The 25225-nt window shown below is 31.2% G+C and carries 20 protein-coding genes and 1 pseudogene; 10 read left to right on the forward strand and 11 right to left on the reverse strand.

Annotation, left to right across the window (positions count from 1 at the left end):
• Positions 1-166: 166 nt before the first annotated feature.
• Positions 167-298 carry a hypothetical protein gene (locus CHAB381_RS09130; RefSeq protein WP_012109007.1) on the reverse strand — a complete coding sequence of 44 codons (132 nt, stop codon included), beginning with the start codon at positions 296-298 and terminating at the stop codon, positions 167-169.
• Between the two features lie 146 nt (positions 299-444).
• Between CHAB381_RS09130 and CHAB381_RS08740 the strand changes: the two genes are divergently transcribed.
• Together CHAB381_RS08740 and CHAB381_RS05370 are read left to right on the forward strand one after the other, a co-directional pair.
• On the forward strand, positions 445-621 hold the full coding sequence (locus tag CHAB381_RS08740) for a hypothetical protein (protein WP_012109008.1): 177 nt from the start codon (positions 445-447) through the stop codon (positions 619-621).
• A 374-nt stretch (positions 622-995) separates the two neighbouring features.
• A complete protein-coding gene (locus CHAB381_RS05370) occupies positions 996-6029 on the forward strand; it encodes an autotransporter family protein (protein WP_012109010.1) in 5034 nt (1677 codons plus the stop codon).
• 34 nt (positions 6030-6063) lie between these two features.
• Here the strand turns inward: CHAB381_RS05370 and CHAB381_RS05375 are convergent.
• The 9 genes and pseudogenes from CHAB381_RS05375 to pta form a co-directional block, all read right to left on the reverse strand.
• Positions 6064-7074, reverse strand: a pseudogene (locus CHAB381_RS05375) (ATP-binding protein); the annotation flags it as partial.
• Positions 7075-7146: 72 nt separating this feature from the next.
• The gene (locus tag CHAB381_RS05380) at positions 7147-7665 is read right to left on the reverse strand and encodes an ankyrin repeat domain-containing protein (RefSeq protein ID WP_049752841.1); all 519 of its coding nucleotides are present in this window, start codon (positions 7663-7665) and stop codon (positions 7147-7149) included.
• A 71-nt stretch (positions 7666-7736) separates the two neighbouring features.
• Positions 7737-8696: a hypothetical protein gene (locus tag CHAB381_RS09235; RefSeq protein WP_370445531.1), complete on the reverse strand. Its 960-nt coding sequence runs from the start codon at positions 8694-8696 to the stop codon at positions 7737-7739.
• Complete coding sequence (locus CHAB381_RS05385) at positions 8693-9808, reverse strand: hypothetical protein (RefSeq protein ID WP_012109013.1); 1116 nt, start codon at positions 9806-9808, stop codon at positions 8693-8695. The genes CHAB381_RS09235 and CHAB381_RS05385 overlap by 4 nt, the downstream gene beginning before the upstream one ends.
• 20 nt (positions 9809-9828) lie before the next feature.
• Positions 9829-11175, reverse strand: a complete 1347-nt coding sequence (locus CHAB381_RS05390) for an ankyrin repeat domain-containing protein (protein WP_012109014.1) — start codon at positions 11173-11175, stop codon at positions 9829-9831.
• A gap of 27 nt (positions 11176-11202) precedes the next feature.
• On the reverse strand, positions 11203-11538 hold the full coding sequence (locus CHAB381_RS05395; RefSeq protein WP_012109015.1) for a hypothetical protein: 336 nt from the start codon (positions 11536-11538) through the stop codon (positions 11203-11205).
• 111 nt (positions 11539-11649) lie between these two features.
• Positions 11650-13125 carry an ankyrin repeat domain-containing protein gene (locus CHAB381_RS05400; protein ID WP_012109016.1) on the reverse strand — a complete coding sequence of 492 codons (1476 nt, stop codon included), beginning with the start codon at positions 13123-13125 and terminating at the stop codon, positions 11650-11652.
• A 167-nt stretch (positions 13126-13292) separates the two neighbouring features.
• A complete protein-coding gene (locus tag CHAB381_RS05405) occupies positions 13293-14492 on the reverse strand; it encodes an acetate kinase (protein ID WP_012109017.1) in 1200 nt (399 codons plus the stop codon).
• Positions 14492-15928 (reverse strand): phosphate acetyltransferase, encoded by a 1437-nt coding sequence (gene pta, locus CHAB381_RS05410; RefSeq protein WP_012109018.1) that lies wholly within the window; start codon positions 15926-15928, stop codon positions 14492-14494. Before pta ends, CHAB381_RS05405 begins: the two co-directional genes overlap by 1 nt.
• A 143-nt stretch (positions 15929-16071) precedes the next feature.
• Here pta and CHAB381_RS05415 point away from each other — a divergent pair, with 143 nt between their 5' ends.
• From CHAB381_RS05415 to CHAB381_RS08480, 8 genes are all read left to right on the forward strand, one after another.
• Positions 16072-16341: a helix-hairpin-helix domain-containing protein gene (locus CHAB381_RS05415; protein ID WP_012109019.1), complete on the forward strand. Its 270-nt coding sequence runs from the start codon at positions 16072-16074 to the stop codon at positions 16339-16341.
• Between the two features lie 462 nt (positions 16342-16803).
• A complete protein-coding gene (locus CHAB381_RS05420) occupies positions 16804-18489 on the forward strand; it encodes an acetolactate synthase large subunit (RefSeq protein ID WP_012109020.1) in 1686 nt (561 codons plus the stop codon).
• 9 nt (positions 18490-18498) lie between these two features.
• Positions 18499-18969: an acetolactate synthase small subunit gene (gene ilvN / locus CHAB381_RS05425; RefSeq protein WP_012109021.1), complete on the forward strand. Its 471-nt coding sequence runs from the start codon at positions 18499-18501 to the stop codon at positions 18967-18969.
• Positions 18969-19913 carry a UDP-3-O-(3-hydroxymyristoyl)glucosamine N-acyltransferase gene (gene lpxD / locus CHAB381_RS05430; RefSeq protein WP_012109022.1) on the forward strand — a complete coding sequence of 315 codons (945 nt, stop codon included), beginning with the start codon at positions 18969-18971 and terminating at the stop codon, positions 19911-19913. Before ilvN ends, lpxD begins: the two co-directional genes overlap by 1 nt.
• Before the next feature lie 489 nt (positions 19914-20402).
• Positions 20403-21521 carry an acyl-CoA dehydrogenase family protein gene (locus CHAB381_RS05435; RefSeq protein ID WP_012109023.1) on the forward strand — a complete coding sequence of 373 codons (1119 nt, stop codon included), beginning with the start codon at positions 20403-20405 and terminating at the stop codon, positions 21519-21521.
• A 12-nt stretch (positions 21522-21533) separates the two neighbouring features.
• Positions 21534-22325, forward strand: a complete 792-nt coding sequence (locus tag CHAB381_RS05440) for a phosphate/phosphite/phosphonate ABC transporter substrate-binding protein (protein ID WP_012109024.1) — start codon at positions 21534-21536, stop codon at positions 22323-22325.
• A gap of 3 nt (positions 22326-22328) precedes the next feature.
• On the forward strand, positions 22329-23495 hold the full coding sequence (locus tag CHAB381_RS05445) for a cobalamin-independent methionine synthase II family protein (RefSeq protein ID WP_012109025.1): 1167 nt from the start codon (positions 22329-22331) through the stop codon (positions 23493-23495).
• Complete coding sequence (locus CHAB381_RS08480) at positions 23488-23925, forward strand: OsmC family protein (RefSeq protein WP_012109026.1); 438 nt, start codon at positions 23488-23490, stop codon at positions 23923-23925. Before CHAB381_RS05445 ends, CHAB381_RS08480 begins: the two co-directional genes overlap by 8 nt.
• A 118-nt stretch (positions 23926-24043) precedes the next feature.
• Here CHAB381_RS08480 and tgt read toward each other — a convergent pair whose 3' ends face one another.
• The gene (tgt, locus tag CHAB381_RS05455; protein ID WP_012109027.1) at positions 24044-25162 is read right to left on the reverse strand and encodes a tRNA guanosine(34) transglycosylase Tgt; all 1119 of its coding nucleotides are present in this window, start codon (positions 25160-25162) and stop codon (positions 24044-24046) included.
• Positions 25163-25225: the final 63 nt, after the last annotated feature.

Consider the following 25225-nt stretch of genomic DNA (forward strand, 5'->3'; position numbering starts at 1 on the left):
TTTTATTAACTTCGATATCTTTTTCATTTTCCAATTACCTTTTTTCAAACTTTGCCATTGTTTGTCCTTTTAATTAAATTCTTTTTAAAATTTCAAATTTAAATAATTGTCGTTTAAATTTATGTTAAAACTATTTGGTTCAACTAAAGTTTTAAAATCAGTAATTTTATTTAAGTGATTTTCCATTTTTACCTCTATTTTCATTAATATACTTTTCATATTCAATATCTTGAAATTCTTTAAGTGTCATATTTTTATTTTTTAGATAGATTTTTTCTGGATATCTATAATCAACCATATCTATCTTATTTATTTTATTTTGCCAATTTTTATAGCTTATATAATCTTTTATAGACTTAAAATTACTATCTTGATAAGGACAAAATTCTCTATATTTATCTATTTTTAAATCATATATTTTTAAGGTTTTAATATTAGCTTTTCTTGGATTTAATTTTAAGAATTGATTCTAAAAATGGAGTTAAAAAAGTAGATTTTGAAACTGCGAAAGATCAAGTTTTTGAAATGTTTGCTAAAAATGAAAGAAGAAAAACAGTTGATGATTACTTTGAAAAACTAAGAGCAAATGCCATCATAGAAGTTTTACCTCCTAAAAAATAAACTAAAAACTTACTAAATATTAAAATTTCAAATAATATAAATTCTAAAAAGCCGAGTTGTTCTTGGCTTTTATTTTTCACAATATCTTACTAACGAAACACATCAAAGAAAAATTAATTTTGTTTTAATAAAGAAATGATACAATTTATCATTATTATTTTCAATTTAAAAGGGGCAGAAATGAAAATGCGAAACAATATTCGTTTTTCTTGGCAAGAGAATAAAATTTTCTCTTTAGTTTGTGCAGTATTTATTTGTTCTAGTTTAAATGCTTCACCTATTACAAATGAATCATTAAAAAATCAAATCCAACTGTAGTCTATAAAATTGGCGATTATGACAAAGTTAAAATTTTTAATGATAAATCTAATAGAGTGCAAGGACTAATTAAAAATGATAAAGTCACAAGCACTATAGATGGAAAACTTGAAGATAAAAGTAAAACATTAACCATAAAAGGCAATAAAGAAACACAAAAATCTCCGGTTTATTTATATTCTACAACAATAGGTGCTAATGAAAATACAGAAGTAAATTTATATGGTTTAAAGGGACAACATTTTCTTATAGGCGGAAAAGGTATTATCAAAAAAGATGATAAAGGTGATAAATTTCTTGATTTTATGGCTTCAGATAAAAACGCCGTAGTAAATGTTTCATTTTTAGAAGCTAAACATAATCCAGCTAGTCCTTCATGGACTGATTATTATAAAAATCAAAAAGCAGGTGTTTTTAATATAGATATATTAAATGGAACTTTAAATCTCAATATTGGCAATAAATCCCGTAGTAAAGATAATACAACAGCTGAAAAAATAAATGTAATAGGTAAAAATTCTATATTAAATGCTAGCAAAACTAGTGTTAGACCAGCTATGTCTTTTTTGATAGATGAAGGTGGAAAAGCAAATTTTGCTGATACTTATGTCTATTCGCCTGAAATTTTAGTAAAAAACGGAAAGCTAAATGCTGAAAATGGAGGGCTTTTACAAACACAAAAATTTAATGTAGGCAAAGACGGAGAGGTTAATATAAACAATGTCCGAATAAAAGGTACAAATACAGGAGTAAATAATACCATAACTATAGATGGCGGAAAACTAAATGTAACAGACCCTAAAATACAAGCTAAAAATTTTATAATAACAAACAATGGTATTGTAAACTTAACTAGTGAAAAACCTGCTGATGAAAAACTCTTAAATGAGGACAAAGCAAAAGATGAAGCAGTATTTATAGAATATGGAGGTGGTATAAATGTAGATAGCGGTAAATTTATAGCAAAAAACCTACCTTTATACAACAAAGGCAGCATAATAATAAAAAATGGAGAATTTGATATAAAAGATTCAAAAATATCAACATCTCAATATTTCTATGTAAAAGAAGGCGGAAAAGCTACCCTAGATAATACAAAATATACAGGACAAGAAGGAATTAATGTAGAAAAAGGTGGTGAATTTAAAGCAAAGAATAAATCAAATATAAATTTTACAAATCAGTCTAGCCATATAAATGGAAAGGCAATATTTGATGATTCTACTATTAATTCAGATACTATTTTTATAAAAGATGGTGGAGAGTTTATAGTTAAAGATTCAACTGCTAAGATAAAGCAAGTAACCGCCCAAAAAGGAGGTAAAGCTGAGTTTTTAAACAGCACCATAGAAAAACACAAAAAAGGGAATTATTTTTGGAGTGCCGATGGTGGGGATATTAGTTTTATAAATTCAAATATAAACAACATCAGTAGCCTAGGTGCAGAAAATGACGGAGCTATAAATTTAGTTAATGCAAAAATAAATGATATTAGCGGAATCTTCGTACATGACGGAAAATTTAATGCTATAGATTCTGTTATAAATTTAAAAAATCACTTTGTAATAAGAGATGACAAAGGAAAAGCCATTCTTGATAATTCCAGCTTAAAAGCTAGTTCCTTAGGCGGACATATAGATTTAAAAAATAAAGTTACTCTCGATATAGAAAAAGATAAATACACATATAGGCGTAAGGGGGCAGATCATTCTATAGACATTTATGCAAATGTAGAAAATGCAACCGATATCATTAAAAAAGGTAAAAGTAATCTTACATTTAAAGACTACAAGGATAATTTTAAAGGAAATTTAAATGTAGAAGATGGTAGTTTGACTTTAGATGGTGATTTTACATTAGCAAAGGATAAAACTTTATCAATGAAATATCAAGGTCAAAATGGTGGTATTTTAAAAGCTAATAAAATGGACTTAAAAAATGGAAATCTTTTTGTGAATTTACAAAAAGATGCAAGTGGCGTTGAAACCACAATAGCAAAAACCAAAGATGGTTTATCTTTTGACAAAAGCAAGGCGAAATTAGAGGATAATAGCCTAAATAGTGCTTACTCCCTAATTCAAAAAGACAATGAACTTATCCTAACAAAAAAAGCTCTTGATGGTAGGCTAATATTAAGCAAGCTTGACCATGTCATAAAAAAGGATTCAAAAGTATATGTTGATAGTAGTGAACCTGATTATATAGATGATGCACATAATAATAGTCAAAATGGCAAAAACGAAAAAGGTCAAATAGTTAAGGTAAAAACAGAAGGTGCAAAACTTGTAATAGCAGATGTAAATGTAAAATCAAAAGGTGAAGGTGAAAATAAAGATAATGAATCTTTTGATATAACAAAAGATTCATATCTTCTTATAAATAATTCTAAAAGTGAAGTTGATGGGCTTAATATCTTAGAAAACTCCACTTTAAAACTTCAAGAAAAAAGCGATATCACAGCTACAAATTTATATGTAGATAAAACCTCAAAAATGAGTATGGAAAAAAGAGACTCCGCAGGCAGAGATGACAAAGTTAATATGAGAGTAATAAACGCAAAGCTAGATGGTATAGCAAATATAGGCAAAGATTCAACTTTTATAGCCGATAATTTAAATCTCGGTCAAAATTCCAAAATAGATAGTAAAGGCACACTTGAAACTAAAAACTTAAATTTGACTGGTTCAAACATCGAAGCTTTAAATTTAAAAATAGATAAAAAAGCAACTATGAACGGTGGCAATCTTAATATAGAAAATGCAGAATTTAATGGAGAGATAACAATAGATAAAAATACAAATTTAAAAGCTAATATTTTTAAAGCTAAAAATGGAAACCTTAACATTAATGATGCAAATATTGACTTAAAAGACGCAACTATAAATAGCAAAGTAGATGTTAAAAATTCAGCCATGAAAATAGAAAATGCAGAATTTAATGGAGAGATAACAATAGATAAAAATACAAATTTAAAAGCTAATATTTTTAAAGCTAAAAATGGAAACCTCAACATTAATGATGCAAATATTGACTTAAAAGACGCAACTATAAATAGCAAAGTAGATGTTAAAAATTCAGCTATGAAAACTGAAAAATTAAGTCTTGCAGGAAATAGCACATTTGATAATGTAAAATACACAACTAAACATTTTGAGTTTAAAGGTGACAGCAGCCTTCTTATAAAAAACTCGGTGTTTAATACAACAGGAGATAGTTCTTTTATAGTATCAGGCGATACAAATATAGATAACTCACAAACTAGCCACATTAATATGACATTAGGCAAAGATAAAAAAACAACAGCCGCTATAGATAACAAAACAACTTTAACTGTTAAAAATACTCTAACTTTTGGACCTAATGATGCAACTTTAAACTTAAACAATGATGCCGTTTTAAAAGTATCAAAAATAGCAAAAGATACAAGTGGGTCTCACAATATAAATGTAACAAATTCCACAGTTGAACTTCTTGATGGTGGAAAATTGTTTAGTGGCTTTAAGGACAATGATTTAAATTTTAAAATTAAAAATGCTATTTTTAAAACAGATGGTGAAAAAACAATAAACCACTCTATAAGTGGTGAAAATTTCACAAAAATTGGTAAAGGCACTATAAAAATTCCTTTTAAAAACTGGAGAAATACAAAAGTAAAAGAAGGAGTGTTAAACTTCACTGATGGTGTAGTTTTTAAAAATGAAAAATTGGCTATTTCAAATGGTGCAATAGTTAAAGGCGATAAAGACGTAACTCTTGACAAATCATCAACACTGGAAATAGGAGCAAAAGGCGATGGTATAGAAAATATCCAAACTGGAAAATTAATCGCCAATACATTAAAAATAGATGGTGCAACTCTTAGTGTAAAAGATGAAGCAGTAAAAAATTTAAAAAATGGCGATATTATAAAACAAAATAAATTTTTAGAATATCAAAAATTAATTGGTTGGTTTAATCCTACTATTTTAGAAGATCTTACTTTTTATGATTTGAGCTTTACTAAAGAGAAAGATATTTTAATAGGCGTGGTTCCAAGAGCAAAAGACATGCTTTTAAATGCAGGAATGCATAGACTTTGGGGGCTTGGTGATATTATTGATGCTGGATTGATAGATAATACACTTGGTGATATTATGCTTAAAGATAATATTACTGCAAATGACTTAAAAACTATTCAACCGCTTATATCAGGTGCTGGCATACAAGTAATTTCTGATGCAGGAAAAATTTCAAGAGATGCAATTTTATCTAGCAGTACATATAAAAGTGATAAAAATTTCTGGGCTAAAACAATAGGAAGTTTTAGTCACAAAAGCTCAACTAATGATGGAATTTTAGGATATGATGCGGATCACTATGGAACCATTATAGGTTTTGATGGTGAAATAGCAGATAATGCTCGATTAGGTTTTGCTGTTTCTTATACAAAAAGCGATATTGATGGTGATATAAATCAAAATATAAAAAGTGATACATATCAAGCTTTAATTTATAGTGATATTTATGCAATAAATGATTTAAGAATTAATCTTTTAGCAGGTGTTGGTTTTTCAGAAAATGAAGGCGATAAAACAGTCTCTATTATAGATAAAACCATAAAATCAAAATACGATAGCAAATTCTATCAAGCTGGGTTTGGAATCTATAAAGATGTAAGTTTAAGCAATTCTTTTTCTTTAACACCATACTTCAGAGCTGACTATATACATGTAAAAAATGATGCATACACAGAAAATGGTGACGAATTCTTAGCTTTAAGCGTAGACAAACAAGACTTTGATAGTTTAGAACTTCAAGCTGGACTTGAGTCAAAATACCTTATAAATGATAAGTTTTCTTTATTTGGAAAAGCTGGACTAATCGTAGAAACTATGGATGATGAAACAAAAATAGACTTCTCACTCATATCAAATCCTAGTAAAAAAGCTCAAATCAAATCTGATGCAAAAAATGATTTGCTCGGCGTAGTTGGAGGTGGTTTTGATTATATGCCTACAGATTCTTTAAAGTTAGAATTTAAATATAATGGAAAATTTGGCGATGACTACAACAATCAAATTATTGGACTAGGTCTTAACTATAGATTTTAAGCTAGATTAAGCCGATATTAATATCGGCTTAATCTTAATAATATTTTGTTAGATAATTTGTATCGAATTTATTATTTGCAAAGTCAGCACTTTCCATCATATTCAAATGGAAATTTCTAGTTGTTTTGATGCCTTGAATAATAAGCTCATCCAAAGCAACTCTCATCTTAGCGATTGCTTTTTGCCTAGTATCGGCATGAACTATAAGTTTTCCTATCATACTATCATAAAATGGGGGAACACTATATCCTTCATAAATATGACTATCAAACCTAACATTTCTACCATTTGGAGCTATAAATTTAGTTATTTTTCCAGGATTTGGCGCAAAACTTTTTGGATCTTCAGCTGCTATTCTGCACTCTATTGAATGCCCTCTAAATTCTATTTCATCTTGACTAGGAAGTTTTTCACCTTGAGCTATTCTTATCATCCACTTAACCATATCAAGACCACTTACCATTTCACTTACGCAGTGTTCAACCTGAAGTCTTGTATTCATCTCTATAAAATAAAACTCTTTTGAATCTTGATCGTATAAAAACTCAAAAGTTCCAGCACCATAATAACCTATCGCTTTTGTTGCAGCAATGGCAGTTTCATGAAGTTTTTCTCTTGTTTTTTCATCTAAAATTGTAGCAGGAGTTTCTTCGATTAATTTTTGATGGCGGCGTTGCATAGAACAATCTCTTTCGCCGACATGAATTACATTTCCATGCTCATCACCTAAAATTTGAACTTCAACATGGCGAGGATTTGTAATATATTTTTCAATATACATTGAGCCATTTCCAAAAGCACTTAACGCTTCACTTTCAGCTGCCCAAAAATTTTTTTCTAAATCTTCACCTTTTGTAACAAGTCTCATTCCTCTTCCGCCACCACCAGCTGCTGCTTTTAAGATAACTGGATAACCCATTTCATTTGCTAATTTTCTAGCCTCTTCAACGTCTTTTAAAACGCCATCACTTCCAGGAATTACAGGAACCCCTGCTCTTTTCATAAAGCTTTTTGCCTTTGATTTATCACTCATTAATGCCATAGACAATTATCTTGTTTATGCCACAGTAATTCTCAGGACTGGCATAGCAAGGTATTGTTAAATAGTTTTGCACTATCATATCTTCATCAAATATAGCACCATTATCAAGTAAAAGTTTAAATGTTTTATAGAGTTATTTTCTATGGCATAAACTAATGGGCTTATGCCATAGCTATCTTTTAAATTTGGGTTAGCACCTAAGTTTAAAAGTTCTTTCATAGTTTTTTCATCATCATAAAAACTAGCATACATAAGTGGTGTTACACCATAGTGAAGTGGTGTATCTATACTTATGTTATTATCTTTCATAAAATTTAAGATATTTTTTGTGTTTTTACTTTTTAAAATTTGACGAAAATTTTCCATTAAGGGATTGTTTTTTACTTCATCTATATCTATATCCCAATATCTTAGTGCAAAACTATCAACTTCTTCTTGTGTAACATGCTTTGAAATTTCAGAACCTGGTTTTATAACTGTATCAGCTGTAACTGTAAAATGAGAATTTTGAGAGAGTTTGAATTTATTATAAACTATAAAAGCAACTAAAATTAAAGTTATAATTATCAATGAATTTAAAAATTTGTTTTTCAAATTTAACCTTTAAATGTAATGAATAAATTATATAACTTTGTTTCTTAAATTTGAATGGTATTTTAGTTGTATTAAATTCTTGAAATAACTACAGTATTTGTTCCATTTTTTATATCTACTATGTTTTTACCATTACCTAAATCTGCATTATTAATTCCTTCAAGTATATGTAAATTCTCAACTCCTTTTCCGCCGTATATATAGTTTTGTCCTGTGGTTATTACAACTGTGTTTATATCATCTTTAGTGTCTTGATCTTCTGAGTTTTTTGAATCTGTGCTTGTATCGATATAATTCGGTCCTTTTGCACTGTTTATTGTGATAGTATCGCTTCCTTTACCGGTAAAGATTTCATTAAATTCTCCGCCGTATATATTTATACCGTCATCGCCATCTTTTGTGATTATATAATTTTTACCTGCATTTTCGGAAGTTATAAGATCTATTCCTTTAGAACCATATACTTCATTTGTTCCGTAAGTTAGATTTACGGTGTTTATATCGCTTTCATTATCTTTATCTTCTCTGCCCTCGGCGCTTATTCCGGTATAGATATAGTTTTTACCGCTGTTTGTTACATTTATCTCATCGCTTCCGCCGCCTGCATAAATATGATTTGTTCCTTCGCCTGAAGTTATTTTATCTTTTCCTTTAGAGCCATATATAGTATCATCACCTTCACCTGAATTTACTGTATTTACAATAGAATTTATTTCTTTATCAAACTCATCATCAATATCTGCATTTGTATAGATAGTGTCATTGCCACTGCCTGTGGTTATGGTATCTGAGCCAAGACCAAGTTCAGCATAGACATTGTCAGCATTTTTTGTTAAATTTATAGTATCTGGATTCGAATAGCCAAATATATCATATTTGCCAGAAGCACTGCTAGAATATTTACCATCTACAAATACTATCTTTTTAGCTGGTGTAAAAGTTCCATTTGTATTCCATAAGAAAGTATTCGTTTTTGTATCAGTATAAGTATTATATCTTTTGTCTTTTTCTGTATGTGAAATTTCAGCTATTTTATCTTTATAACAGCTTTAAAAAACTCTAATCCACTATCTTTATGTTTGTTTGAGTAGATTTTTAAATCTTCATACTCTTTAATATTTAAATTATCTCCTTGTAAAGCATAGCCCTTTAGTTCTTTAAGACAGTATTTAGCGGCTTGTTTAATTTCACTATTATACAAATCATCTTTTACTTTATCACTATTAGTCCCATCATTTGCATAGTAGTTAGTTATAAGTTTTCTAGCTTCACCGTTAGTTTCTTTTGCCAAATGAACTACATTTCCTTTGCTCTCATTAACATAGCTTATTCTTCTTAAAACTGATATTATTTTATCATCACTTGAACCAGCTCTAAATTCAAAGGTGTTAGGAATGTTTGTATCTTTTTTATAATATTTATGATAAATAAGCTCCACAGGTGTTCCATATCTTGTAAAGATAACTCTATCTAGAGTTTGCATATCAGAATCCATTTTACTCCAAACGCTATTTAGGGCTTTATCAAAGATAGGATTTGCTTTGTATAATACATACTTTCTCTCTTGAGTGGTATGTAAATTTATATCTTTATAGTCTATAGTTATTAGATGGTTTTCTAATACGGCATTACCTATGCTAAATCTACCAAAGTCAATATCAAAAATAGTCGTAACTGCATCTATAAAAAACTCATCTATACCAGTAACTTTTCCAACAGCTTTTATAACTTTGCCAAAAGTTAGTGTCTCTATAACATCACCACCCATAGACCTTAAAAGAACTTCTAAAGCATCTTTGCTTATATCTGGGTATAAGTTTTTATTCCCATCATCTATACTTGAACCACTAGTATCTATATCTAATTCTATATACTCCATAGTATTGCTATATGTGTTAAAAATGTATAAAGTTGGTCCGACAAAAAGTATAACGCTTTTTCCAACTAGTTTTAAATCTGCACTATTTTTAGAATCCAAATCTGGTGAAGAATTTAACACATCATCTAGCAAATTTGCATATGTATCTTCTAGCTTTTTAGCTAAATAACCATCTTCTTTTAAAAAAGGTATCTTTTTTATCATCTTTTTAAAGCCATCTATTTTTGATTGTCTCCAATCGCCTCTATGAAATTCTTCACTCATTGTTTTATCCTTTTAAATTTTTAGTTTTTAGATTTATCTTTATCAAGATAGATCACCTTGTTTGGATTATCTCTATTGTAGTATATAAATCCATTAACTTCTTTTGTTTTATTCATCCAGTTTTTATAGTTTATAAATTCTTTTGTTGATTTAAATGTGCTATTTTCATCAAGACAAAATTCATTGTAGGCTTTTAGTGTTTTTGGTCTAAATCTATTGTATTCTTTTTCTGAAATAGGTATTGCTTTTGACTCTTCTTTTCTATATTGTTTTAGTCTTTCAATAGCCATAAAATTTCCATAATACAAATCGTAATCATCTTTGATAAAATTAACTCTGTTTTCATAACACCTCTCATACTCTTTTTTAAGTAGTTCTTCTGATGGTTGTCCTGATACATTGTGGTCTAGTAGTAAATTTAGCATAGGTTCGTGGTTGGGGATATCTTCTAGCGGTTTATATAAACTATGGTTATATTTTAATTCATCCATAGATAAATTATAGTCAAACATATCTCTTTTTGATTGTTTTGCAAGAATCATATGATCATCAATATCTTCTTTTGTAAAAATATCACTTATGGAATTTCCAACTTCTACTTGGTCGTATTCATTTATATAATTATAGGTATATGGTTTATAACCATCTCTAAATGCCATTTTTGCAAGCTCATAGGAGTTGCTATAAACTAAATAATCAAAAACATAAACTGCTGGTTTTGAATGGTTGTGATTAAATTCTATATCTTTATAAATAATATTAACATTATCTCCATCTACAATTAGTTTTTCTATGTTGTAGTAATTTGGCAAGTTAGTTAAATAATATTGTATAACTTTTGCTTCTTCAAATTTAATCCCATTATTAAGTAAAATTTTAACTACTCCTATGCTATTCATAGATAAAGCATAAGCAAAAGGGTTTAAACCTTGCTCATCTTTAGCTCTGATGTCTGCACCAAGATTAATTAACTCTTTTGTTGTGTTTTCATCTCCCCAAAAACTAGCATACATTAAAGGTGTAACTCCACCATACAGTCTATAATCAATACTAATATTATTATCTTTCATAAAAGATAAGATTTTATTTGTATTTTTTGACTTAAGAAGTTTTTTAAGCTCTATATCTTTAAGTGGCTCTTCAACTACATTTGGCTTTGAGTTATAATCTATATCCCAATACCTAAAACTAAAACTATCAACTTCTTCTTGTGTAACATACTTTGAAATTCCAGAACCTGGTTTTATAACTGTATCAGCTGTAACTGTAAAATGAGAATTTTGAGAGAGTTTGAATTTATTATAAACTATAAAAGCAACTAAAATTAAAGTTATAATTATCAATGAATTTAAAAATTTGTTTTTCAAATTTAACCTTTAAATGTAATGAATAAATTATATAACTTTGTTTCTTAAATTTGAATGGTATTTATCCTTAACTTGCCTGAATTCAAACACATTATCAGGATATAACTTATTATTTCCATCATCTATGCTTGAACCAGTTGTATCAACTGGTAGGTTTTTATATTCAACAATATTATTAACCGAATCAAAAATAAAAAGAGTAGCCCCACTAAAAATAAAAAAAGCTTTTGCATATTTTATATTTTTTAATTCTTTTTCTGCTTTTTCTATTGTATTTATATCTTTAGCACTTAAAACTTCATCAAGTATAGAAGAGTACCAATCGCAAATTTTATCTACTATTTTATCATGTTTACCTAGCATACTATTTTTTAGACTTTTTCTAAACTCAGCCTTTTTTATATCTCGCCATTTTCCTTTGTTAAATGTTGCTTCGCCCGTTGTTTTATCCTTTTATATTTAGTTAGTTTTACTTTATTTATTTTTTATATAAACTCGTTTCTCATAGTATTTACACTCTTCTTTGCCTTTATAATTTGGACTGTTTTTATCATCACAGTTTTTATATGAATATAATAATCCAATTATTTCTAGTCTTTTATTTCTCTCATTATAAAAAGTAGCAAATTCTCTTGTGTCTTTAAAAGTGGCTTTGCTGTTTTCATATCCTTTTATTACATTTGAATTGCCTGAGTATTTATTACCTTCTTTCCATGTCCAATAAAACAAATCCCCAGCACCTGTAAAATCTTTAAGTTCTTCCATATAGTTTTCTGCACAATACTTTGCATACCATTTTATTTCGTTAGTTAAATAGTCAAACTCTTCTAGTATTTCATCACTTGGAATTATGGTTTCTATTTTATTATCATTTATAAGTTTAATAGTTTCTTTGTAGTCTTTATAATAAAAATCAAGTTTTATAAGTTTTGTTTCGTCGTTATAATCTTTTAAAATTTCATTTCTTACTAGATTAAATTTATCTTCTATATAGTCTCTATATCTACTTGAGCAATCATTTAAACATTTTTCTTTCATAAGTTCTTTTGAGGGTTGTCCTGAGACATTATGTTCAAGTAGCAAATCTAGCATTGGTTCGAAGTTGGGATATCCAATCAAATATTTATAAAACATAATATCTTCTTTGTCGGAGATATAATATGTTTCATAATAATTATATTTTTTAATTTCTGGTTTATATCCACTTTCTAAAATTATTTTGGTCATCTCTAATAAATTTAAATTTACAGCATATGCAAATGGGTTAATCGCATCTTTTGAACGTATATTCTTTGTTCCATATAAATTGCTAAATTTTAACTCTATCTTGTCATTATCTATAATTAAATAATCAATTGAACGATAACTTCTTGTATATAAATAAAACTGAACAAAATCAACCTCGTTAATGCCAACCCCATTATCAAGTAAAATTTTAACTGTCTTAGTAGAATTATTTTCTATTGCATAAGCTAATGGACTTAAACCATATTTATCTTTTTTATGGACATCAGCACCTAAATTTATAAGCTCTTTTGTGGTGCTTAGGTCATTATAAAAGCTTGAATACATTAAAGGAGTAACACCACGATGAAGTTCTATGTTTGCACTTAGGTTATTATCTTTCATAAAATTTAAGATATTTTTTGTGTTTTTACTTTTTAAAATTTGACGAAAATTTTCCATTAAGGGATTGTTTTTTACTTCATCTATATCTATATCCCAATATCTAAAAGCAAAATCATCAATTTCTTCTTGTGTAACATACTTTGCAAGTTCTGAGTTTGGGTCTATTTTTGTATCAGAATCTACAAAAAAAGTTTTATGAAAAACTTCTCTTGATTTTTCATTTGTTAAGTAATAATATACAGCAATAATAATAAAAAATAGTGAAATTTCTAAAATTATATAAGCTATTTTTTTGATAATCTTTAAAAATTTGGTTTTCAAAATTTAGCCTTTTAATAAATAATTCAAAAATTATACATCTTTGAATATTAAATAAAAATGATATTTCAATTATAAATCATAAAAAAATATATAAAAATTTAAATTATAAAATCAATATTAAAACGTCTATCGAAAATTAAAATTTAGAGCGTTTCCACGCTCTAAAACTATTTCTTTAAACTTAAAAGAATTCTTTCAGTAGCTTTTGCGATTGAATACTCTTCGTCAGTCGGTATGACAAGAGTTTTTATCGTTGCATTTTGCGAGCTTATATCGGTAGGTTTTTTTATACAATTAACGTTTACAGTTTCATCAACTCCGACTCCAAAATGAGCAAGTCGTTTACTGACGGATTCTCGCAATTCAGCTGAGTTTTCACCTATTCCGGCTGTCCAAATAATAGCATCGACACGCGGCAAAATAGCATAATATGAGCCGATTATTTTTACGATTTGATAAGTCAACATATCAAATGCAAGTTTAGCGCGTTCATCTCCTTTATGCATCCTTTCAAGCACTTTTCTAAAATCGCTCGTGCCGGTAATTCCTAACAGTCCGCTTTTTTTATTCATTATCGTATCTATATCTTCAGACAAATATCCGGCAACACGTTTCATATATGGAATAATAGCAGGATCTACCGAACCGCAGCGCGTGCTCATCATAAGTCCTTCAAGCGGTGTCAAGCCCATCGATGTATCTATACAAATGCCATCTTTTGTCGCTGAAATACTCGAACCGCTACCGATATGTAAAGAAATAACACAAAAATTTTTATAATCGATTCCTAAAAAATCGGCGCCTTTTTTTGTTACAAATTCATGAGATATACCATGCGCTCCAAATTTTCTAACGCGGTATTTTTCATAAAATTTGTATGGCAAAGCATACATATAGGCATAATCCGGAATATTGTGATAAAACGTATTATCAAAAACTACGACATTCGGAAGACAAGGCGCGTGTCTTAAAGACGAACGGATGCCGCTAAGATGAGCTGGATTGTGAAGAGGGGCAAGAGGAATCAATTCTTCTATTTTAGTAATTACATCATCATCTACAAGAGCCGGTCCTTCAAAATAATCTGCACCTTGAACGATTCTATGCCCTACGCCGTCAATCTCTTTTAAATCCGTTAAAACGCCGGTTTCCTTTAAATAGCGATTTAAAATTACAATTCCCTCATCGTGGGTTCTTATTTCCATATTTTCTTCAATTGTTTTACCGTCGCAGGTTTCGATTTTAGAATGCGAAACCTCATCACCGATTTGCTCTATCATGCCGCTTGCAAGACATTTTTGAATTTTAAGATCATAAAATTTAAACTTAATTGAGCTGCTGCCCGAGTTTATTACCAAAATTTTCATTAGTTATCTCCTGCCTGAATTGCGCTTATTAAAATCGTATTTATGACATCTTTCACTAAACAGCCTCTGCTTAAATCATTTACAGGTTTTTTCAAACCTTGCAAAATAGGTCCTATCGCCAATGCGCCAGATGTCCTTTGCACGGCTTTATAACAAATATTTCCACAGTTTAAATTCGGGAAAATAAATACATTTGCTTTTCCTGCAACTTTTGAGTCCGGCATTTTCTTTTTAGCGACCGTTTTATCGATTGCAGCATCAAATTGAAGTGGACCCTCCACATTTAAATTTGGAGCGAGTTCTCGCACTTTTGCAGTCGCATTTACGACAAAATCGACATCTTCGCCACTTCCACTTGTGCCTGTTGAATAACTGAGCATAGCAACTTTCGGATCAATTCCAAAAGCTTTTGCAGTATTTGCACTTGAAATCGTAATTGCCGCAAGTTGATCTACAGTAGGATTTGGAGTAATCGCGCAATCTGCAAAAAGTAAAACATTTGTATCCAAACAGATTAAAAAAGCGCCGCTTACGGTAGAAACGCCCGGTTTCATTTTTATTGTTTGAAGTGCCGGACGAATCGTTTCTGCTGTTGTAGTGCTGGCCCCACTTACCATAGCGTCGCATTTTCCGCAATAAACAAGCATTGTTCCAAAGTAAGTTCTATCGCGCACCAACTTTTGAGCTTTTTTTAAATCCATTCCTTTGGCTTTTCTAAGTTCATAAAGCGTATTTGCGAATTCATTTAAGAATTCATTATTTTCAGGGTCAATTATTTGAGCGTTTGAAAGATTCAAATCAAGTTCTTTCGCTCTTTTTGAAATTTCGTCTTTTTTGCCAAGAAGTGTGATTTCTACGGCATTTGATTTAAGCACGATATCGGCAGCTTTTAAAATTCTATCATCGTCGCTTTCAGGTAAAACTACGCGCTTTACATTTTTTGCCGCCATTTCATAAAGCTTTGTTTCAAATTTTAGTGGTGTTACGATATTTACACTGTTTGAATTCAGTTCATTTATAAAAATTTCAGGATTTTGCTCAATTTGTTGAATTTTAAATTTAAAATTACCGAAATCGCAAATTTCATTATAAACCTTGGCAAAATCGTTTGATTTGTTTTCTTTTAAAATTTCACCTACCGTTTTTGCTGAATTTTCACTATCACAAACGGAAATAATCGGTAAATTAAGGACATTTGCTATTTTTGCGTTAAAACCTATTTTATCAATAAAATCAGCGCCGATTACAACGACAAAATCGTTTTTGGCGGATAATTCGTTAAAATCTTTTATATATTTTTTCAAAACAGCACTGTTTTGCTCGCCTTCTTTTATTTGCAATTTTGTAATTTTGACGAAATTTGAAGTTAAAACTTTAGGTAGAAACGCCAAATTTTTCGCAACTTCATTTTGTGCTAAAACGAAAATTCCGTTCATATTCTGCTCCTTTTTATTAATAAAAAATTGAAACGTTATTCTAACAAAATTTATTTTAATTTTTAAGACTGAAATTTTAGTTAATTATAAATTTTAAATTTAATTTTATAATCACTTAAAAATTAAATTTAAGGAAAATTCCGGTGAGAAAAATTTTAATTTTAACGCTCATTTGTACGACGCTTTTTGGAAAAATAAATATCAACGACGCTTCTCGTTACGAACTTATGACGCTAGGCAAGATAAGCGCAGGACAAGCCGATATGCTTATAAACTTTAGAAAAAATCGCGAAATCACTGACGTTACGGATTTACGCGTGATAACAGGATTTGAAAAATACGACACTGAAATTTTAGAGAAAAATTTTGATTTTTCGCCAAAAGCCGTTCAGGAAATACCAAAAAAAACGTAAACAAAAGTAATAACAAAAACCAGGTATATAAATCAATATCCTACTTACGAAAAAATTGAAAATTACGGCGACATACAAATTATAGAGCGCGGAAGCTCGTCTTATCATCACAAAAAAAATCCAAATTTTAATGAATCAAGCGACAGCGCAAATCGCCCGATAAATCAGCCGCTTTATAAAAGCCAAATAGAAAAAACGCGACAAAATCAAAATTTCAATAAAGAAACTAAAGAATTTAATTATCATAAAAATGGCGGTGAAATAAATAATGATTTTTACAAAGATGGCGTTAACCACCGCAAAAACACAAATTTTGACACTCAAACCTTGCCGTCAAACAAAGAAATTGAAGCCGGCGGTTACATTAAAATGGAAATAAGAAAATGAAATTATTATGTCACTATTATGATACTTTAATATAATTAAGGGTAAAATTATAAAATTTTTGAAAAGGAGATCTAAATGAGCAAATTAAATGGTTCGCAAATGATCATGGAAGCCTTGAAAAACGAAGGTGTTGAAATCGTTTTCGGTTATCCTGGCGGAGCGGCACTTAATATATATGATGAAATTTACAAACAAAAATATTTCAGGCATATTCTGGTTCGCCACGAACAAGCCGCAGTTCATGCAGCCGACGGATACGCAAGAGCAAGCGGAAAAGTAGGAGTTGCTTTTGTAACAAGCGGTCCGGGATTTACAAATGCGGTAACCGGTTTAGCGACAGCTTATGCGGATTCTATTCCTGTTATATTAATTTCAGCGCAAGTTTCAAATTCACTAATCGGTTCGGACGCTTTTCAAGAAATTGACGCTGTCGGAATTTCAAGACCTTGCGTAAAACACAATTACTTGGTAAAATCAATTGATGAACTTCCAAGAATTTTAAAAGAGGCGTTTTATATAGCAAAAACAGGAAGACCGGGACCGGTTCATATAGATATACCAAAAGATGTAAGCTCTGCAATAGGCGAGTTCGAATATCCCGATGAAATAAAAATGCAAACCTACAAACCAAATTATAAAGGCAATTCAAAACAGATAAAAAAAGCGATCGAGTTGATAGAAGCTTCAAAAAAACCGTTATTTTATCTTGGAGGCGGCGTAATAAGCTCAAACGCAAGCGAAGCCGTAAGAAAACTTATAGAAATCACGCAAATTCCTGCAGTTGAAACCTTAATGGCGCTTGGTGCGCTTGACAGTAATGATCCGAATTGTCTGAATATGGTCGGAATGCATGGAAGTTATGCAGCGAATATGGCAATGAGCGAAGCCGATCTTATTATAGCACTTGGCGCAAGATTTGATGATAGAGTTACAGGAAAAGTAAGTAAGTTTGCAAAAAATGCAAAAATAATTCATGTTGATATAGATCCAAGTTCAATTTCAAAAATCATAAACGCCGATTTTCCTATCGTCGGCGATGTAAAATCAGTCGTAGAAGATATGATAGAGCGTGCAAAAGATGAAATCAATCCTAAAAATTTCAACACTTGGCACGAAATAATCGCAAATTATTCAAGAATTCATCCTCTTACATATAAAGACAGTGATGAAGTTTTAAAACCTCAATGGATAATAGAAGAAACAGCAAGAAACTTGCCAAATGACGCCATCGTTACAACAGATGTCGGACAACATCAAATGTGGGTAGCTCAATATTTTCCGTTTAAATACCCTCGCACGTTTTTAACAAGCGGCGGTTTAGGCACAATGGGATACTCTTTACCTGCTTCAATGGGAGCGAAGCTTGCTCATCCTACAAAAGAAGTAGTAAATTTCGTTGGCGACGGATCTGTGCTGATGAATATACAAGAACTTATGACGATGATTCAAAGTAATATAAAAGTCATTCATATTATTCTAAATAACGGCTTTTTGGGAATGGTCCGTCAATGGCAATCACTATTTTACGGAGAGAGGTTTTCATCTACGAATATAGAGCTTCAACCTGATTTTGTAAAACTTATAGAAAGTTTCGGTGGTTTGGGTTTTCGTGCTACAAATAAGGAAGAATTTTCATCTGCACTTAAAACAGCACTTTCAAGTGATAAAGTAAGCTTCATAGACGCTCATATAGACAGATTTGAAAATGTTATGCCTATGGTTCCGGCAGGCGGCGTTTTATATAATATGATTTTGGAATAAGGAGAAAAAATGCAAAATATAAGAAGAACAATTTCCGTTATCATAGTCAATGAACACGGCGTTCTATCCAGAATTTCAGGTCTTTTTGCAGGCAGAGGATACAATATCGACAGTCTTACAGTGGCTCCTATCCCGAATACAAACCTTTCACGTTTTACGATCGTTACAAAGGGCGATGCCGCTATAATAGAACAGATTACAAAACAACTTCACAAACTTATCCCAATCTATAAAGTTATAGAAGATGCAAATTTTGTGGAAAAAGAACTTGTTTTAGTTAAAATTCCTTTTGCCGACAATTTATCTGGTTTAAATGTGATTTTAAGCTCATATAACGGCAAAATCATAAATAGCAATGAAGAAAATATCGTAGTTGTTGCTTGCGACGATATCACTAAAATAGATAATTTTCTTAAAACAATCAAAAAATTTAATCCGATCGATATAGTTCGAGGCGGAAGCGTAGCATTGGATGTATAATGAAATTAAATGAAATTTGTAAAATTTTAGGTATAAATTTTAACGGTGCCGATATTGAAATTTCGGCTTTAAACTCGCTTACTAATGCAAAACCGGGTGAACTTAGTTATTGTGACAGCGATAAAAATGCAAAATTTATAAATGAAAGTAAAGCGAGTGCTATTTTGGTAAAAAATGCTGATATGGTGCAAAATGGCGCAACAGCGCTTGTTTGTGAAAATCCGCATTTGGCTTTTGCGATTTTAAGCGGATATTACAAAAAACCGCTGATTAGAGAAAAAAAACCGTCTCAAATAGCGCAAAGTGCGACAATAATGCCAAATGTTTATATAGGAAGCAATGTAAAAATAGGTGAAGATACAATTATAATGGCAGGAGCATTTATAGGCGACGATGTGCAAATCGGCGAAAAATGTATCATTCATCCGAATGTTGTAATTTATAATGACACAAAAATAGGAAATCGCTGTCATTTGCTCGCAAATTGCGTTATAGGAAGTGACGGCTTCGGATATGCTCACACAAAAGACGGCAGACACATAAAAATTTACCATAACGGAAATGTCGTCCTTGAAGATGACGTGGAAATAGGAGCTTGCACAACAATAGATCGAGCCGTATTTGAAACCACAACTATCAAAAAATGTACAAAAATAGATAATTTAGTGCAAATCGGACATAACTGTATTTTGGGAGAAAACTGCTTAATCGTATCTCAAACTGGACTTGCCGGATCGACTACTCTTGGACGAAATGTCGTAATGGGTGGACAAAGCGGAAGCGGCGGACATGTAAGCGTTGGAGATTTTGCACAAATCGCGGCAAGAGGAGGAGTAAGCAAAAATTTACCGGGCGGTAAAGCATATAGCGGCTATCCTATTTTAGAATTGAAAGATTGGCTAAAACTAAATGCTAAAATTCAAAAATTTTTCAAAGACAGGTAAAAAAATTGATACTATAAAAATTTTATAAATGTCAGCCTTTTGATTTGGAAAGTTAAAAGGCTGCGTTAAATTTCAAAAATTCAAATTACACTATAAATAAATTTCGCCAAAATATACTTCAAGCCGAATTTTTTCTTTTATGAATTTGCTGTTTTAAATTAAATATAAAACCATTTGTTTATTGATATTTACAAACTAATTTTAAAAAATCATTTTTTTCAATATTAAATTTTATTAAACAGCTCTTTGTTATAAAATTTTTCCAAAATTTATCATTATTAAAATTCCAATTTGTTTTGATATCTTTTAAATATTGAAATTTTAAAATCTCTTTTAAACTTAAACCGCTAAATTTCTAAAATTTATAAAATCTAATTTTGAATACTTATTAAAATTTCAATAAAATGTTTTTACTTTGCCATAAATTAGCAAATTTTTGATACAATATCTCAAGATCTAAGGTTTAGATAACAAAATTAAAGGTTTTTTATGAAAAATTTTTATGAAAAAGCGCGTGAGTTTGCGCTAGCAAATATCGCGCCTTATGCAAAACAAATAGACGAAAAGGCGGAATTTCCAAGTAAATCTTTTGAAAAAATGCACGAAACGGGATATCTGAAACTTCTAATCCCAAAAGAATTAGGTGGTCTTGGTGGCGACATAGCAGATCATGCTGACGCAGTCAGAGCTTTTGCAAGTGCAAGTGCAACAGCAGGACTTTGCTATATGATGCACAATGTCGCTTTGATGTGCGTTTTAAACTACGGTTCGAACGAACTTAAAAAAGAAATTACAAAAAGCGTAATCAAAGGCAAATTTTTAGCTTTAGCATATAGTGAATTCGGCTCAGGCACACACTTTTATATGCCGGAGCTAAAAGTAAAATTTGACGGTAAAAAAGTTACGTTTAACGGCACGAAGAGCATGGTAACTTCAGCAGGACACGCAAGTTTTTATGCTGTTTTGACTCCAAGCAGTGATGAAGGAATTGATAACTGGATTTTTCCTCTTGAAAGCGGCATAAAATTTGAAAAAAATTTATGGAACGGGCTTGGAATGCGCGGCAATGTATCGTGTCCTATGAAAATAGAAAATGTTACGCTTGATGAAAAATACAGAATCGGCGAAGCAGGAAGCGGTGCAAAACAGGTTTTTGAAACAGTGGCGCCATATTTTGTATTAGGACTTGCCTGTGTATATACCGGACTTTGCCAAAATGTTCTTGAAAACTCAACGAACTGGGCAACCGCAAGAAAATATCCAAACGGCTCTAACTTAGCAAATATAGAAACAGTACAAATTCATCTATCTGATATTTACACCAAAACGGCAGCTTGTGCCGCTCTTAGCAAAGACGCTGCAAATGCCGCTAAAAACGGCGAAAGCGATGCACTTGCCAAAATTTTGGCAGCACGCATAAATGCAAGTGAAAATGCAATTGAAACCTCAAGAATTGCGATGAGAATCGGTGGCGGAAAAGCTTACAATAAAAACGGAATTTTAGAGCAGCTTTTAAGAGACAGTTTTGCAGGTCAAATTATGGCGCCAAGCGTCGATGTGCTTAAAATTTGGCTTGGAAAATCAATCAGCGGTCAACAAATTCCGTAAAAAGGAGAAAAAATGAAATTAGCAGCTGTAATTTACGATCCCAAAGTGACAATTATTTGGGGAATTATTTCCGATTTTTTTAAACAAAACGATTTTGAGTTAAAACCCGTATTTTTTAAAGATTATAAAATGCAAGTGGATGCTTTGATGGCAGGCGAAGTTGATGTAGCGTGGAATTCGCCGCTTGCGTGGCTGGACACATTTTTAAGAAGCAACGGAAAAAGCTTAAACGGCTCAATGAGAGATACAGATATAAACAGAAGCACTTATCTTATAGTAAAAGATGAAAAATTTAAAACAATAAATGATTTAAAAGGTGAAAAAATCGGCTTCGGCGCAATCGACTCACCGCAAGCAAGACTTATCCCGATTTATAATCTGCACCAAAACGGACTTGAATACGGCACTCACTACAAAGAAGTAAGATTTGACGTTGGTGTAGGTCTAAACGGAGATCATATAGGCGGCGAACTTGAGAGTGCAAAAGCTTTGTTAAAAGACGAAGTTTCGGCTTCATGGATGCTTGATATGAATTATGAGCGCTATACAAACGACGGAACGCTTGAAAATGTGCGCGTAATCTACAAAACACCGCATTTTGATCACTGTATTTTCAGCTCTCGCATAGGACTTGATAAAAAAGAATTTGCAAAATTTAATGAAATTTTATGCAAAATGGATTATGAAAATCAGAAACACAAAGAAATGATGGATATGGAAGGTCTTAAAAAATGGGTCAGTGCCAGAACAAGCGGATTTTTACAAATCACAAAAGCAAACGAATATCTTAAATTTTTAGGTTAAAAAGTGTTTAAAAACTTTACTACGTCGCTCATAGGTTCAATGCCACGAAGCAAAAAGCTTATGAGCGCGAAAAGAGCTCTTTGGCGCGGTGAAATTTCAAAAGACGAATTTGATGAAATTTTGCATGCCGATACGCTTAAAATCATTGAACTTCAAGAAAAATACGAAATAGAAATTATAACAAGTGGCGAATTGCAAAGAGATAATTATGTAAGCTTTGTAGCTGATAAACTAAATGGCGTAAAACAGATGAATATGGCCGATCTCATCGAATATATGCCAAATCATCAGGCATTTGAGAAAATTTTACAAATCCTTGACGTGCCATCTCTTAGCATAAAAAATGCAATTTGTGTTGATAAAATTTCCAAAAAAAGCTCGCTCGTAGCAGAAGAGATGAAATTTTTACAAAATCACACAAAATATCCGCTAAAAGCTACTTTGCCAGGTGCTTATTTATTAACGCGCTCAATGTGGCTTGGCGCTTTAAGCACAAAATTTTATAAAGATAAAAAAGAACTTGGTGAAGATGTAATTGAAATTTTAAAAGACGAAGTGAAACTTTTAGCAAAAATGGGCATTAGCGTTGTGCAATTCGATGAGCCGGTGCTAAGCGAAGTAGTTTTCAGTAAGGGAAAAACGCGCTCTTTTATGTGCGCCGCACTTAGTGAAAAAAATGACGTCGCACCCGAACTCGCATTTGCAGCGCATCTTATAAAAAGCATCAGCGACTTTGCAAAAAGTTGCGGGATAAAAGTCGGACTTCATGTATGCAGAGGAAATTGGAGCAAAGATGAAAAAATTTTGTTAAGCGGCTCTTATTCGCCTTTAATTCCACTTTTTGAAGAAGTTTTACCTGATATTTTATTTTTGGAATTTTCAACACCAAGAGCAGGCGAAATTCAAACTTTGCTGAAAAATAAAAAAATATCGCAGGATTGTATTCTTGGGCTTGGCGTCATAAATCCAAGAAGTGATATTATAGAAAGTAAGGATTTTATAAAAAACGCCGCCAAAAAAGCGATGAAATTTTTGAGCAAAGAGCAAATTTGGCTAAATCCTGACTGCGGTTTTGCGACATTTGCAAATCGACCTGTAAATGACTTTAAAATAATTTCGCAAAAACTTGCCGCGCTGAATGAAGCTAAAAATGAGTTAAGAAATGAGTGAAATTTTAAATTTTCGTGCAATTTACAAAGATGAAAAAGTAAAATTTTTCAGCAAAAACAGCTCGTTTATTTTAGGTGACGAAGTAAGTTTTGACAGCGATTTTAAAGAAAATACTTCAATTGAACTTTTTGTAGGCGGAATAGTCAGCGCCGTAATTTTCACGTTAAAAAAAGGCTTAACGAATTCAGGTATAAAATTTGATGATTTGGAATGCGTAAGTTCTGTGATTTTAGAAAATTCATTGTCATTTTTGGGCGTAATAGGATACAATGAAAAACCGGAAATTTCTAAAATAAATCTCAAAATTTACATTTATACAGAGCTTGAATTTAATGAGCTTTCGCGCATTTGCGATAAAATTTTACAAAAATCTTTTATATTGAATACGCTAAAAAATATTATAAAATTTAAAATTTCGCAAATAGCGTAAAATTTGATTTTTAAAAATAAATTTTCAATTATTTTTATATAAATTTTTCGTAAAAATTTTTGCCGAAACTAAAAAAAATTAAATCTATTTAAAAACAGAATATACAAAATTTTTAATTTTAACTCCTTTTAGAATAAAAATCTTTTTTAAATTCTAAAAATTTTCCTTCCAAAATCGCAGTTCTTATATCCGAAACCAAATGCAAATAATAGTGAAGATTGTGAAGACTTGCAAGTCTGTAAAAAGTTATTTCACGCGCTCTATAAAGATGATTTAAATATCCACGACTGTAATTTTTACAAGTATAGCAATCGCAACACGGATCAATCGGCGTATCGTCATGAATAAAACGTGCTGATTTTATATTTATCTTTCCAAAACTTGTAAATAGCGTGCCATTTCTTGCATTTCTTGTAGGCATTACGCAATCAAACATATCAACGCCTCTCTCAACATTTTCCACTATATCTTCAGGTGTCCCGACGCCCATTAAATAACGCGGGCGCGCACTATCGATATATGGCATCACAGCTTCTACCGTATCATACATCTCCCGGTTTGTTTCCCCTACGCTAAGTCCGCCGATCGCAAGTCCGTCAAACGGCAATTCACAAAGACTTTGCGCACAAAATTTTCTGGCATTTTCATCGGTGCCGCCTTGAATAATTCCAAAAATATTTTGATTTAGCCCTACGCCGCTTTCTCGTTTTTGTAAATGATAATTTATGGCTTTTTTTGCCCATTTTATAGTGCGCTCTATACTTAATTTTACACGTTTAGGATCGGCAGGCAAAGCCACCAAATCATCCAAAATCATCATAATATCGCTTCCAAAATCATACTGCGTATCCAAAACCGAAGTTGGAGTGAAATAGTGTAAAGAACCGTCTATATGGCTTTTGAAATGAATTCCGTCATCATCGTTTTTTGTATTTGTTCGAAGTGAAAAAGCTTGAAAACCGCCGCTGTCTGTCAAAAACGAGCGATCAAATTTCGTAAATCCGTGAAGTCCGCCAAATTCTTTTACTATCTTTGAACCAGGGCGCAAAAACATATGATAAGTATTTGCCAAAATTATCTTTGCATCCAAAATTTCTTTTAAATCAAGCGCGTCTAAGCTTTTCACGGCGCCAACCGTGCCGACCGGCATAAAAATCGGCGTTTTTATAACGCTGTGAGCCGTCGTAATCGTGCAGGCTCTTGCGTTGCCGTCAGTTTTATCTATTTGAAATTTCATATTTATCCTTCAAAAAACAGTTATTTTAGCAAAAAATGAAAATTTTATCCATTTTAAAAAGAG

Origin of the sequence: Campylobacter hominis ATCC BAA-381 (assembly GCF_000017585.1) — a bacterium.
Taxonomy (GTDB): domain Bacteria; phylum Campylobacterota; class Campylobacteria; order Campylobacterales; family Campylobacteraceae; genus Campylobacter_B; species Campylobacter_B hominis.